Below are 13,006 nucleotides of genomic sequence, written 5' to 3'. Positions count from 1 at the left end.
CGTGCACGTCAAGTCGCTGCTCTCGCGCATCGTGCTGTTGCATATCGTGGCGGTCGCGATCGCCGCGGTGTTCCTGCCGCTGGTGCTGTTCTGGCTACTGACCTCGGAAATCGACCATCTCCATCGCGACGCCATGCAGGATCAGGCCGATGCGCTCAGCGAGCGTCTCGCTCAGGCTGCCGACGGTACGCTCCAGCTCAACCTGACGCAGAGCCAACGCGATCTCTACTCCGCCGCCTATGGCCGTTACGAATACGATGTCCGCGACGCGAGCGGGCAGGTTCTGTTTTCATCGCGCGCCGATGGCAGCGCCATTCTGCCGGCCGGCGCATCGTCGGCCGGCAGCATGTCGGGCGCGCGGGTGACCCGTACGATCAGCGATCGGGTTCTGCGCGTCGAGGTCGCCGAGGACCTCGCCCATCGCGACGTCATCACGGACGACATCGCCGCGAATTTCTTCCGTCGCGTCGGCTGGATCACGATCCCGATTCTGCTCTCGCTGCTGGCCATCGATATCGTGATCTTCCGCCGTGCGCTGGCGCCGCTGCTGCGCGCCTCGCAGGAGGCGAGCCGCATCGGGCCGGCGCGCACCGACATCCGGCTGCCGACGGATGCGCTGCCGGCGGAGATCCGGCCGCTGGTGCTCGCGGTCAACCAGGCGCTCGACCGCCTGGAGGACGGCTTCCGCATGCAGCGACAGTTCACCGCCGATGCCGCCCATCAGCTGCGCACGCCGCTCGCCGTGTTGCGCACGCGGATCGAGACCAAAGGCCAGTCCGCGGGACGCGCCGAACTGCTCGCCGACATCGCGCGGATGAGCCGGATCGTGCACCAGCTGCTCGAGATCGCCGAGCTCGACACGCTGGCGCTCGATCCCGACGAGATTGCCGACCTGCACGCGGTTTGCACCGAGGTGGTCGCCGCGATCGCGCCGTTCGCGCTGGCGCAAGGCAAGGACATCGCGCTGAAGGGGGCGGACACGCCGGTCCATGTGCACGGCAACGCCGTCATGCTGGAGCGGGCGATTTTCAATCTGGCCGAGAATGCGATCAAGTACACCGCGCCGCGCACATCGGTGGAGGTCGAGATCGGCGCCGGCGGCGCGGTCTGGGTCCGCGACCGCGGCCCCGGCATCCGGCCGTCTGAGCGGGGCTTCATCTTCCAGCGGTTCTGGCGCGGCGACACCCGCGACACCGAGGGGGCCGGGCTCGGCCTGTCGATTGTCCGCGCCGTGATCGAGGATCACGGCGCCAGCATCATGGTGGGCGACCTCGCGGGCGGGGGCACCGAGTTCTCGCTGCGCTTCAGGCCCGCTCCGGCACCTTCGGCCGCCGCCTAGAGCGGCCGGCCGTTATTGCTTCGGCTGGCCGAAGTCCAGCGGCGGCAGCTCGATCTGCGGCACCTCGATCTTGACCTTGTCGAGGTCGACCTGGACCGGCTTGTCGAGCAGGCCGGTGACCGTGACCGGGAAGGCGATCACCAGCAGCACCATGATCGCCTGCAGGCCGATCCACGGCATCGCGCCCCAGTAGATGTCGGAGCTCTTCACTTCCTTCGGCGCCACGCCGCGCAGATAGAACAGCGCGAAGCCGAACGGCGGATGCAGGAACGAGGTCTGCATGTTCACGCACAGCATCACGCCGAACCAGATCAGCGCTGCCTCGGGCCCGACCACCGGGGCCAGGATCTTCTGCGCGATCGGCGCGATCATCGGCAGGATGATGAAGGCGATCTCGAAGAAGTCGAGGAAGAAGGCCAGGAAGAAGATGAAGACGTTGATGAAGATGAGGAAGCCCCAGACGCCGCCGGGCAGGGACGTCAAGAGGTGCTCCAGCCACTCGCCGCCGGACACGCCCTGGAACACCACCGAGAAGCAGGTCGAGCCGATCAGGATGAAGGTCACCATGCAGGTGATCCGCATGGTGGTCTCGTAGCCCTGCTTGATCAGGTCGCGCAGGTCGGGGATGGCCACAGCGCGGATGCCAAGCCAGGCGACCGCGAGATAGGTGATCGCAAACGCCAGCTTGAACACGACGTTCTCGGTGAAGAGCATCGCCACGATGGTGCCGACGCCGGCCGCGACCACGCCCACGATCAGGACGCTGCGGTCCTTCTTGGTGAACTCCTTGTGGTGGATCACCGCCAGCACGATGGCGCCGACCGCACCCATGGCGCCGGCTTCGGTCGGGGTGGCCAGGCCCATCATCATGGTGCCAAGCACCACGAAGATCAGGACGGCGGAGGGGATGATGCCCATCAGGCACTTCTTCCACAACGCCCAGCCGGTCAAGGTGCGTGCCTCTTTCGGTACGGGCGGCAAGTGGTTCGGCTTGATGAGGCCTAGAACGAAGGTGTAGCCGGCGAACAGAACGACCTGGAAGATCGAGGGGCCCCAGGCGCCGAGATACATGTCGCCGACCGACTTGCCGAGCTGGTCGGCCAGCACGATCAGCACCAGCGACGGCGGGACCAGTTGCGTGATCGTGCCGGAGGCCGCGAGCACGCCGGTGATGTAGCGCATGTTGTAGCCGTAGCGCATCATGACCGGCATCGAGATCATCGCCATGGCGATGACCTGCGCCGCCACCGTGCCGGTGATGGCGCCGAGGATGAAGCCGACGATGATGACGGAGTAGCCGAGGCCGCCGCGGATCGGGCCGAACAGCTGGCCCATGGAATCCAGCATGTCCTCCGCAAGCCCGCATCTCTCCAGGATCGCGCCCATGAAGGTGAAGAACGGGATCGCGAGCAGGAGGTCGTTGGCGAGCACGCTGCCGAAGATGCGGCCCGGGATCGCCTGCAGGAAGTTGAGGTCGAAGAAGCCCAGATGGATGGCGAGGAAGCCGAACGACAGGCCGACGGCGGCGAGCGTGAACGCCACCGGGAAGCCGATCAGCATCGCCACGACAAGGCCGCCGAACATCAGCGGCGGCATCATCTCCAGCGTAATCATTGCGTCGGCCTCTCATATTTCGCGTCGATCGTCACATAACCCTGCAGCGCCGCCGCGCGCTTGATCACCTCGGAAAGGCCCTGCAGCGCCAGCATCACGAAGCCGGCGGGGATTGCGAATTTGACCGGCCAGCGCAACAGGCCGCCGGCATTGCCGGACATCTCGTTGATCGAATAGGACTGCATGAAGAACGGCCAGGACAGATAGGCCAGCAGCAGGCAGGTCGGGATCAGGAAGAACAGGGTGCCGATCAGGTCGAGCCAGAGCTGGCCGCGTTCGGACAGATAGAGATAGAGCAGCTCCACCCGGACATGCTCGTTGCGGCGGAACGTGTAGGAGGCGCCGAACATCACCAGCAGGGCGAACATGTACCACTGCAATTCCAGCCAGCCGTTCGACGAATAGCTGAAGGCGTACCGGATCATCGCGTTGATCGCGCTGACCAGGCAGGCCAGGAGCACCAGGAGATTGCAAACGTAGCCGATCTTTTCGTTCAGCTGATCGATGGCCGTACTAATTGCCAACAAGGGGCGCATCATTCTCTCCGCTGCGGGTGCCGGTCAGGACAGCACGCCCAAGCTTTCGGAAGGCATGGTCCCGCGATCACGCAAAACGTGCATGTCGTCACGACGGCGCGCTTGAAGCGAATGCAACGAGACGTCCTCCCCCTCGATCGCCTTCGGCTCTTGGTTCGGCGCTTGGGTGATGGGCGGGCGCCCATCGGCCGCGCGGGGCCTGAAAGCGTGGGCACCATTTCAGCGCGCCGTCCTGCCGTCAATCGGAAAATGGACACATTGACGGCTCGGCAACAGTCTGGCCGCGTTCGATAAACCCCGATCCGGGCGGTCGCGGCCGGCGCGGTTTGCGTTGCCGCAGAAGCAGGCAGGCGGGTGCCGGACCTCCCTTGGGCCTCGGTGGCGTCCGGGCTGGCCGGCCGGCACTTTGACGACGGTTCCGAAGGATCCACTCGTCCGCTTCAGCCGTGGCGTGTGGCGTGATGCGGCGGCAGGAGGATGTTGGCGTTGGGCGGCAAGCTGGCTAAAAGCGTCGTCCTGGACGTTTGACGCGGGGATCAACCGGGATGACCAAGCCGAGCAAGACCGAAGCCGAACTGATTGCGATGGCCGTGGCCGAGCTGAAGGCTCACAAGGACTACGCCGAGGGCATCCGCATCTCGATCGTTCGTGACGGCAAATCCTGGGAGTTTCGCGCCAGTGCCGATCAGGACACCATCGCCAAGCCCGGCTATCCCGAGTGCGTCGCCATGCTGGTCCAGATCGGCGATCATCTGTCGAAGCAATATGCCCTTCAGGACTGACCCCTGGGCGCGGCGCTAGAGCACGACCACGCCCGAATGCTTGGCCTTGTTCTCGGGCTCGACATGGATGGTGATCCAGCTGTGCTCGTCGTCCTCGCGCAGCGCGGCCTCGATGCGGTCGCAGATCTCGTGGGCCGCGTTGACCGACATCTCGCCGGGCACGACGAGGTGAAACTCGATGAAGGTCATCTTGCCGGCATGACGGGTGCGGACGTCATGCGCCTCCAGCGCGCCGTCGGCATGCTGGCCGATGATCTGGCGGATGCGCGACAGCGTGGACTCGGGGACCGCTTCGTCCATCAGCCCGCCGGTCGACTCCTTGAGCACCTGCCAGCCCGACCAGAGGATGTTGACGGCGACCAGCAGGGCCAGGGCCGGATCGAGAATCGGCAGTTGGAGCATGACGGCGAGCACGAGACCGACCACGACGCCGCCTGAGGACACGACGTCCGTCAGGAGGTGGCGGCCGTCCGCGACCAGCGCCGGCGAGCGCAGCCGCTTGCCGCGGGTGATCAGCAGCCAGCACCAGACCGCATTGATCGCGCTCGCGAGACCATTGACGGCGAGGCCCTCGGTCGGGGCCGAGAACGGCCGCGGCGCGAACAGGTTGCCATAGGCCTCGTGGACGATCAGCAGCGCCGCGACCACGATCATCACGCCTTCGATGACGGCGCTGAAATACTCGACCTTGTGGTGGCCGAAGGGGTGGTTGGCGTCGGCCGGCTTCGCGGCGATGCGCACCGCGAGCAGTGCCACGCCGGCCGTGACGACGTTGACGATGCTCTCCAGCGCGTCCGAGTACAGCGCCACCGAGCCGGTGATCCAATAGGCGAAGAACTTCAGGCCGAGGACGAGCGTCCCGACCACGAGGCTGCCAGCGGCCAGCTTGAGCGATTGCGAATGCATGAGTCCTTCACCTGGGCCTGCGGAGTACCCAACCCGGCGTCGGAACGCAACGGCCGCTGCTGCGAGCAGGTCTCAACGCCGCGGGCCGTGGCCGAAGAGCCGCATCGGACCGCATAAGCGGAAGGGCCGTGCTCACGATCATGAGCACGACCCTTCATCTCGCTGACAAGCGAGATCTCGCGGACAAGCGAGCGAGATGGACGCTTACTTTTCCTTGATGACCGTGGTCGTGCTGCTGCTGCCGACGGTGCCTTCGTCCTCGCAGACCTTGGTCTGCTTGATGCGGTCCTCGGCCTCGACGCGGCTGGTGAACGCCATCGGTCCGATCTGGGTGACGACCTCGCGGTCGGCCGGGCGGGTCGTGGTGATGGTGCAGCGATGGCTCGGGCCCTGCACGACGTAGTATTCGTCGGCGAAGGCCGCTGCGCTGGATCCGATGATCAGTGCGCTGGCAAGAAGAAGGGAAGCTTTCATTGTCGTCTCTCCATCCAGTTCTGAGTCCAGTTGCTGTCGAAAGGAGGACGGCGCGGTGAGCGAACATCGCTAGCACCACGCGGTCCTCTCCGCGGCTGAGCAACTCGCTCGCGTGGCGGCGGTTCCGGCCTGCCGGAAAAGCTGCATGTTGATGCGATGCACCGTCCGTCGCGATGGACGCGCCACCTCGTCAGGTTATGACGACGCGATGCGCCTCTGCCGTGAATCGACTGAACTCCTGATGTCGCGGCGCGAGGCTCTTCGTGGCGGGCAGACGATGGCGTCCCTCATCGGCTCATGCCATGGTCCGTTGTCCACGGCAGAGCTGGAGACCTGGCCGCGTGACAAGGCGCGCGCAGAGGAGCGAAGGGCGTTCATGAGCAGGAGAAGACGCATTCTGAAGCCGGTAGCTGTCCTCATTCTGGCCGCCACTCTCGGCGGTTGCCTCGCCAGCGCGCAAGGTGTCGAACGGCCGGCCATCGCGGCGGCGACGCCGCCGGATCGGGCGCAGACCGGCCGCGCTGGTCCGGCCACCTACGATCCGGCTGTGTGGTTCAGGAACGACTTCTGGGGCCACGAATGGCCCGACGGTTTCACCGTGAACAATGACATCACGCTCACCATCCGAACGCGGCCTGAGATCGGAGCGCCGAAATCAGTATCCTGCCTGCTCAGGAGAGGTGCGACCTATCATCCTTGGAACACCAAACGAGTGAATGCGGACCGATTGAGCTTCGTGACGTTTACCCGGATCAGGACGTATCAGCTCACACGCGATTACTCGTCCGATCTGCCGAGATTGCCGAAGGACGAGCACGTCAAGGTGACGTTGAAGGCTGGCGACCGGTGGTCTGCGGTCGGTCCGGGAGCGGAGGGCTTCTTTCTGATGCGCGTCGGCACCGAGGTCTATCGGGGCTATCAGGACCTGTTCGACGCGTCGACAGAGGTCGGCGGCGAGCCGGCGGCCGGCCCGGAGGACGACGACCAGCAGTGGCTCCAGCTCAGATGCGCCAACGGCATAACGGGCTGGATCTTTTACACCGACGTGAAGGACGCGCCCGGCTTCTCCAGAGCGCAGGAATGCGGCTTCGGCTGCGCTGAGGACCGCAAGCCGGCGCGGCGGCGCTCGACGATGTCGCAATCCGGAGCGACCCGCTAGGTCGGGCGCATGGCCGGTCCCGCTTTGCCGGAGACCACGAACGTCTCGATCAGATGCGGTTTCAACGGGTCGGCGGGCACGAAGCGCGGCTCCTGCGGCCGGCCTTCGCGGTAGTTCGGATTGTCCCGCCACTCGTGGCGCTCCGGCACACGATCCAGGCCGATGGCATGGACCCGGACCTCGTCCCCCTCGATGCGCAGCCGGAGGAAGTTGTTGTAGCGGCCGATGCGCAGCGCGCTGAAGGCGTCGTTGCGGTTCATGCGCAGCCAGCGGCAGGTGATGAGGATGTTGAAGCCGAAATAGCTGCTGCCGAGCACGGCGCCGACGACGCCCATCTCGGCCGCGAGCAGGCCGAGCCAGATCCAGACGCTGTACCAGGGATGGCCGAATGGAAAGAGATCACCATTGATGCGCGCCCACAAGATCGCCGCCGTAAGCGCCGTGCCGACATGAGCGGCGACATGGATCAGGCTCGTGCCGACGACGATCATGGCCTTCCGGAATTGCAGCCAGAGATTTTCGTTGGCGAGCTCGTCGAACTCGTCCGGCTTGATGCGCCGGCGGCGCCATTTGTGGAAGATGTCCTTGAGCGACACGTGCTCCTGCCGCGTCGTGTAGCCGATGATGCCGGCGCCGAAGGCGAGCGCCACGAGGATGTAGATGTCGGGCTCGCTGCGCAGGCCGACCAGGACACCGACGACGAAATACACCAGCCCCAGAAAGATCGAGAAATCCCAGTTGGTGAGTGCGAACCACAGATTGCGCCAGAGCAGATCGCGGCTGATCTGCATCGACGGGTAGGCCGCAGGCTCCTTGCCGCCATCCTTGCCGGCCAGCGTCAGCGGCACCTTCGTGCCGGTCCAGCGCACGCTGACATTCGTCTCCAATTGATGCGTCGGGTGCAGGAAGGCGCCGCCGCCGCCCGACGTCACGAACTGCGTGCCGTCCTCGGCGTGATAGCGGCTGTAGTGATGCGTGTCGCCGGACAAGAGCAGCGGGATCGTCAGCGCCTTGTCCGCCCTTCTGGCAATGCTCAGGACGTAGTCGACGATCCCCCAGGATCTCATGTTGGTGTCGGTGTAGAGCCAGCCCGGCTCCGCGGTGCAGAGGATGATCTTCGAGCCAGGCTTGAGCTGGTCCGACTGGGCGATGAGCTTGAAGTAGTCCGCCTGCGGCTGGTCCATGTCGTCGGCAAGCTGGATATCCATCGCCCAGAGCCACCAGCTCTCGGTAAGCTGGATCGCGAAATAGCTGCGCTTCTGCTGCGTCCGCCACGAGCCGAAATGGGTCGGCGTCGGCCGGGTGAAATAGGCCAGGAACTGCACCAGCCCGTCATACCAATCATGGTTTCCGGGGATCGCGAACAGGGGAACGCCATCGTCGTCCGTCTTGTCGTGGTCGGGCGAGGCCCATTGATAGGGCTTGCGCAGCTGATTGCGGTAGGTCTGCGCATTGGCGAGCGGATAGACCTCGTCGCCGCCCATGATCAACATCTCGCCGCGCGGCAGAAGACCGCTGCCGACATCGAGGCTCTCGCGGCCGAGCAGGCAGGCCACCGCATAGGTGCTGTCGAAGCCGTCGCCGAGATCGGCGACGAAGTCGATCCAGACCGGCCCCTTCGTCGTCGGACTGAGGCTGCGCGCGAACGCGGTCGCGCGCCGCATGTGCTCCTCGGGCGACACCGTGTCGAGCGCGGCGACCATCAGGCGACGATCGGCATACTGGCCGAACTGCGCCGAGGTGACGACGTTGTTGAGCAGCTTGGCGAGCAGCAGCGGATTGAACCAGCGCGTCATCCGCGGATAGGTCTTGGTGTCCTTCAAAAGGTCGACGGTCATGCCAATGAGTCCTGGAGACAAAGCGGGTCGAAAAGAGCTGAAATGAACGTCGCAAGCTTAAGCTTAACAGGCGTCTTTGAGAACTCAACTGCAGCGGGTGCAAGCGGGTCGCGGCGCTGCCGTCCGGCGCGCGGATGCGCTCACGCCGGTCGGGTCGCGATCCAGATCACGTGACGGGCGCCGCCGCCACCGCGGCCGGTGGCGCGGATCTTGATCTCCTCGGCAGCGAAGCCGGCCTTGCGCAGGCGCGGCGCGAAGCGATCGTCGGGATGCGACGACCACACCGCGAGCACGCCGCCGGGGCGTAGCGCCGTGAAAGCCGTGCGCAGGCCGGAGGGATCATACAGCGCGTCGTTGGACTCCCGCGTCAGGCCCTGCGGGCCGTTGTCGACATCGAGCAGGATCGCATCATAGCTGCCACGGGCGGCCGCGATCAGCTTCACGACGTCGCCCTCGCGGATGTCGACGCGTGGATCAGTGAGACTGTCGCCGGACAATTCGGCCATCGGCCCGCGCGCCCAGGCGATCACGGCCGGGACGAGCTCGGCCACCGTGACGCGCGCCTGCGGACCCAGCACCTTCAGCGCCGCGCGCAAGGTGAAACCCATGCCGAGACCGCCGATCAGCAGATGCGGGGCAGGGCGGTCCTTCAGCCGCGCGCAGCTCAAGGTCGCCAGCGCCTCCTCCGAGCCGTAGAGACGGCTGCTCATCAGCTCGTTCGAGCCGAGCTTGATCGAGAAGTCGCGGCCGCGCTGCATCAGCCGCAGCGGCTCGCCGCCGCCGGGCACATCAGCGGTGTCGATCAGCGTCCAGGGGAGCACGGATCAGCCGCCGGTCACGCTCATGTGCCGGCTGACGCTCGGGCGGTTGTGGCGGCGGTCGATGATGAAGTCGTGGCCCTTCGGCTTCAGGCCGATGGCGCGGTCGATCGCGTCGCTCAGTTGCTCGTCGCTGGCCGAGGCGCGTAAGGGTTTGCGCAGATCGGAGGCGTCCTCGTGGCCGAGGCAGGTGTGCAGGGTGCCGGTGCAGGTGACGCGCACGCGGTTGCAGCTCTCGCAGAAATTATGCGTCATCGGCGTGATGAAGCCGATCGTGCCGCCGGTCTCGGCGACGCGGACGTAGCGGGCGGGGCCGCCTGTGGTCTCGTCGAGATCGGTCATCGTGTACTGCTGCGACAGCCGCGCGCGCAGCAGCGACAGCGGCAGATACTGGTCGATGCGGCCTTCGCCGATCTCGCCCATCGGCATCACCTCGATCAAGGTCAGCGCCATGCCCTTGCCATGCGCCCAGTCGATCAGCTGCGGGATCTCGTCCTCGTTCATGTTCTTCAGCGCCACCGCGTTGATCTTCACCTTCAGGCCAGCGTCGCGCGCGGCCTCGATGCCCGCGAGCACGCGGTCGAGATCGCCCCAGCGGGTGATGGCGCGGAACTTGTCGGGATCGAGCGTGTCGAGCGAGACGTTGATGCGGCGAACGCCGCAATCGGCGAGCTCGGCGGCATATTTCGCGAGCTGCGTCGCGTTGGTCGTCATCGTCAGCTCGTTGAGCGCGCCGCTCTTCAGATGCCGCGACAGCGAGCGCACCAGGCCCATGACGTTGCGCCGGACCAGCGGCTCGCCGCCGGTGAGCCTGAGCTTCTTCACGCCCTTGTGGATGAAGGCCGAGCACAGCCGGTCGAGCTCCTCCAGCGTCAGCAGGTCCGCTTTCGGCAGGAACGTCATGTCCTCGGACATGCAGTAGAAGCAGCGGAGGTCGCAGCGGTCGGTCACGGAGACGCGCAGATAGCTGATGCGACGGCCGAACGGGTCGGTCATCGGGCGCGTCAGGGCGGTGTCTTCAGACGTCTCAACAGTCATGGATGGCCTTGGCGGCTGGCGGCACGTAGCAGCGATGCCACGCGGCGGCCGCGCGAGGCGCGCGGCCGGATGTCTATCCAGGCAATCTAATCATGATCGGCCCGGCTCACAATCGTGCAGCGCAAGCCGTCGTTGCTGCATTGCACGCCGCGCGCGCCGCGACTATTGCCGCGCGGCACCCGGAACCGGAGCGGGGAACGCCGCCGACCCGGTCGTTGCGGGCGGAGCAGCAGGCGCCGCGGCCGGCGCGGCGGCGGCCTTCGGCAGCTTGGGCTTCTTCGGCCGCATGTGCTTCACGGCCTTCGGCGTCGATGCGCCCGGGGCGAGTTGCAACTCGGCCACGACGGGGCTCGGATCCATCAACACGGACGACGAGCTGTTGAAGTCGCCGGAGTTGCGGATCACCTGCACCGGGATGGTCGCCGGCAGATATTTGTCCATCGTGAAGGTCACGCTGAAACCGGCGTCGGGCGCCGGCACCGAGACGGTGCAGGGCGTCTTGCAGCCCGGCCCGAGCGAGGTCTTGGCGTCGGCGCCTGGCGGCACCGATTCGAGCTGCACGGGGACCTTGGGCGGCGACATCTTGAAGCTGTCCATGGAGAAGGACGAACAGCCGGCCACGCCAGCTCCCGCAACCGCGATTGCGATGACACGCCGAATCATGATGTCCGCCCCACACGACCTGCGGCCATCCGCCGCAATCCGAGCGCGACCATAGGAGCGTCAGAACGGCGGCGCAACTGTGGTCAACCCTATTCTCAACAGAACGTTCGCGTTCCGGACGTATTGCTTTTTATTGCCAGGACAGGGAGTTAGACCCACATCCGGCAGTCGGAACGCAAGCGGTCCAGGTCTGCCGCCAGGAGTGGCAATCGGGCCGTTCGCCGTCCTGGAGAGTGCGGCCGCAGCCGCTCACGAGCGGCAACAGGATGCCGCTCAGCCGACCTTGAGGGAGGGAGCCAGCGTCGCCACCGCCGCCGGCAGCTCGCGCATATGGTCGATCAGGTGGTCCGGATTGAGCTCCGCGATCGGCACATCCGTGTAGCCAAAGGTGCAGCCGATCACCGGCACGCCGGCGCGGCGCGCGGCTCCGACATCGGTTCCGGCGTCGCCGACCATGATCGCCGCGCCGAGCTCGCCGCCCGCCTGCGCAATGGTCTGGCGCAGGATCGCCGGGTCCGGCTTGGCGACGCCGAACGTGTCGGCGCCGCAGATCGCGGCGAAGCGGGAGGACAGGCCAAGCTGGTCGAGCAGCCGCTTGGACAGCCATTCCAGCTTGTTGGTGCACACCGCGAACTGGCAGCCGCGGCCCGCCAGTTCGTCGAGCGCGGCCTCCAGCCCCTCGAAGGGGCGCGATTCGACGGCGATGTTCTCGGCGTAGAAGCCGATGAAATCGGCGGTGAGCTGTTCCATCTCGGCGGGGCTGGCGAAGCGGCCTTCCGCCTCGAGTCCGCGCTCGAGCAGCTTGCGCGCGCCGTGCCCGATCATCTTGCGCGCCGAGGCGAGCGGCAGCGGCCGCAACCCTTCGCGCTGCAGGATGTGATTGAGCGCGTTGATGAGATCCGGCGCCGTGTCGACCAGGGTGCCGTCGAGATCGAAGACGATCGTGCTGGAGATGGCCATCGGTATTGGCTAGCGGCAGGCTCGCGCCCCTGCAAGGGGCCGGCGCGGGCTTTTTGTCCGATTTCGTGACCGCTGAGAGCTAGGCCCCGCGTCAAAACATCGCTAGATATGCGCCGGCTTTCGGCCCCCTTCCCAGGGGCCTCGGCTCCAAGGGGCAGGTTGGGGGCAGGTTGTTGGTCGATATGGATGCATTGAAGCGGCAGGCGGCGGCGCGTGCGCTGGAAGAAGTCGAGAGCGGCATGAAGCTCGGCCTCGGCACCGGCTCGACCGCCAAGCATTTCGTCGATCTGCTGGGCGAGAAGGTGCGCGCCGGCCTCAAGGTGGTGGGCGTTCCGACCTCCGAGGCGACGCGGGCGCAGGCCGAAGCTTGCGGCGTGCCGCTCACCACGCTCGACGAGATCGACCGTCTCGATATCACCATCGACGGCGCCGACGAGATCAATCCGGCGCTCGACCTGATCAAGGGCGGCGGCGGCGCGCTGTTGCGCGAGAAGATCGTCGCCAGCGCCTCGAATCGCATGATCGTGATCGCCGACGACAGCAAATGGGTCGCGCGGCTCGGCCGCTTCCCGCTGCCGATCGAGGTGGTCCCGTTCGGGATCGCGGCCACGCAGCGCGAGATCGCCGACGCCTTCACCAAGGCTGGCGTGGCTGGGCCGATGAGCTTGCGCAAGTCCGCAGATGGCCACGTTTTCGTCACCGATGGTGGCCACTGGATTGTCGACGTTCGCCTGGGGGAGATCGAGGATCCCCCGCGCCTGGCGAGCTTTTTGAGCGCAATTCCGGGCGTGGTCGAGCACGGGCTGTTCATCGGCCTCGGCAGCACGGCGATCCTGGCAGGCGCACAGGGAATTCGCGTTATCCAGCGGCCTTGAGCGC

Annotated in this window: 13 protein-coding genes; 4 read left to right on the top strand and 9 right to left on the bottom strand. The window is 66.2% G+C overall.

The genetic code is table 11. The features are described 5' to 3' along the window. Position 1 precedes the first annotated feature (1 nt). The gene (locus BRADO_RS22000) at positions 2 to 1,339 is read left to right on the top strand and encodes a cell wall metabolism sensor histidine kinase WalK (RefSeq protein ID WP_011927555.1); all 1,338 of its coding nucleotides are present in this window, start codon (positions 2 to 4) and stop codon (positions 1,337 to 1,339) included. A 12-nt stretch (positions 1,340 to 1,351) separates the two neighbouring features. Here BRADO_RS22000 and BRADO_RS21995 read toward each other — a convergent pair whose 3' ends face one another. Then, entirely contained in the window at positions 1,352 to 2,953 is a 1,602-nt protein-coding gene (locus BRADO_RS21995; protein ID WP_011927554.1) for a TRAP transporter large permease subunit, read from the bottom strand. Then, positions 2,950 to 3,489: a TRAP transporter small permease subunit gene (locus BRADO_RS21990; protein WP_011927553.1), complete on the bottom strand. Its 540-nt coding sequence runs from the start codon at positions 3,487 to 3,489 to the stop codon at positions 2,950 to 2,952. Before BRADO_RS21990 ends, BRADO_RS21995 begins: the two co-directional genes overlap by 4 nt. 545 nt (positions 3,490 to 4,034) lie before the next feature. On the opposite strand from BRADO_RS21990, the gene BRADO_RS21985 reads away from it, so the two are divergent. Next, positions 4,035 to 4,271 (top strand): hypothetical protein, encoded by a 237-nt coding sequence (locus BRADO_RS21985; RefSeq protein WP_011927552.1) that lies wholly within the window; start codon positions 4,035 to 4,037, stop codon positions 4,269 to 4,271. Between the two features lie 15 nt (positions 4,272 to 4,286). On the opposite strand, the gene BRADO_RS21980 is transcribed toward BRADO_RS21985, so the two are convergent. Together BRADO_RS21980 and BRADO_RS21975 are read right to left on the bottom strand one after the other, a co-directional pair. After that, a complete protein-coding gene (locus BRADO_RS21980; RefSeq protein ID WP_011927551.1) occupies positions 4,287 to 5,177 on the bottom strand; it encodes a cation diffusion facilitator family transporter in 891 nt (296 codons plus the stop codon). A gap of 204 nt (positions 5,178 to 5,381) precedes the next feature. Next, positions 5,382 to 5,651, bottom strand: a complete 270-nt coding sequence (locus BRADO_RS21975) for a hypothetical protein (protein WP_011927550.1) — start codon at positions 5,649 to 5,651, stop codon at positions 5,382 to 5,384. A gap of 112 nt (positions 5,652 to 5,763) precedes the next feature. Between BRADO_RS21975 and BRADO_RS21970 the strand changes: the two genes are divergently transcribed. Further along, positions 5,764 to 6,810 carry a hypothetical protein gene (locus tag BRADO_RS21970; protein ID WP_244422863.1) on the top strand — a complete coding sequence of 349 codons (1,047 nt, stop codon included), beginning with the start codon at positions 5,764 to 5,766 and terminating at the stop codon, positions 6,808 to 6,810. Here BRADO_RS21970 and BRADO_RS21965 read toward each other — a convergent pair. The 5 genes from BRADO_RS21965 to BRADO_RS21945 all read right to left on the bottom strand — a co-directional run bounded on the left by BRADO_RS21965 (position 6,807) and on the right by BRADO_RS21945 (position 12,127). Further along, positions 6,807 to 8,648 (bottom strand): metallophosphoesterase, encoded by a 1,842-nt coding sequence (locus BRADO_RS21965; protein ID WP_011927548.1) that lies wholly within the window; start codon positions 8,646 to 8,648, stop codon positions 6,807 to 6,809. The two genes, BRADO_RS21970 and BRADO_RS21965, sit on opposite strands and share 4 nt — an antisense overlap. Positions 8,649 to 8,788: 140 nt before the next feature. Then, positions 8,789 to 9,469, bottom strand: a complete 681-nt coding sequence (locus BRADO_RS21960; RefSeq protein ID WP_011927547.1) for a spermidine synthase — start codon at positions 9,467 to 9,469, stop codon at positions 8,789 to 8,791. Between the two features lie 3 nt (positions 9,470 to 9,472). Further along, positions 9,473 to 10,504, bottom strand: a complete 1,032-nt coding sequence (gene moaA, locus BRADO_RS21955) for a GTP 3',8-cyclase MoaA (protein WP_011927546.1) — start codon at positions 10,502 to 10,504, stop codon at positions 9,473 to 9,475. Between the two features lie 162 nt (positions 10,505 to 10,666). Continuing rightward, positions 10,667 to 11,086 carry a hypothetical protein gene (locus BRADO_RS21950; RefSeq protein WP_011927545.1) on the bottom strand — a complete coding sequence of 140 codons (420 nt, stop codon included), beginning with the start codon at positions 11,084 to 11,086 and terminating at the stop codon, positions 10,667 to 10,669. Between the two features lie 354 nt (positions 11,087 to 11,440). Continuing rightward, positions 11,441 to 12,127, bottom strand: a complete 687-nt coding sequence (locus BRADO_RS21945; RefSeq protein WP_011927544.1) for an HAD-IA family hydrolase — start codon at positions 12,125 to 12,127, stop codon at positions 11,441 to 11,443. A gap of 182 nt (positions 12,128 to 12,309) precedes the next feature. Here BRADO_RS21945 and rpiA point away from each other — a divergent pair, with 182 nt between their 5' ends. Next, complete coding sequence (gene rpiA, locus BRADO_RS21940) at positions 12,310 to 13,002, top strand: ribose-5-phosphate isomerase RpiA (RefSeq protein WP_011927543.1); 693 nt, start codon at positions 12,310 to 12,312, stop codon at positions 13,000 to 13,002. Positions 13,003 to 13,006: the final 4 nt, after the last annotated feature.

Source organism: Bradyrhizobium sp. ORS 278, from assembly GCF_000026145.1.
In the GTDB taxonomy this organism is placed as follows: domain Bacteria; phylum Pseudomonadota; class Alphaproteobacteria; order Rhizobiales; family Xanthobacteraceae; genus Bradyrhizobium.
Note: the sequence above shows the minus strand (reverse complement) of the source record. Positions and strands in the feature narration are given on the sequence as shown.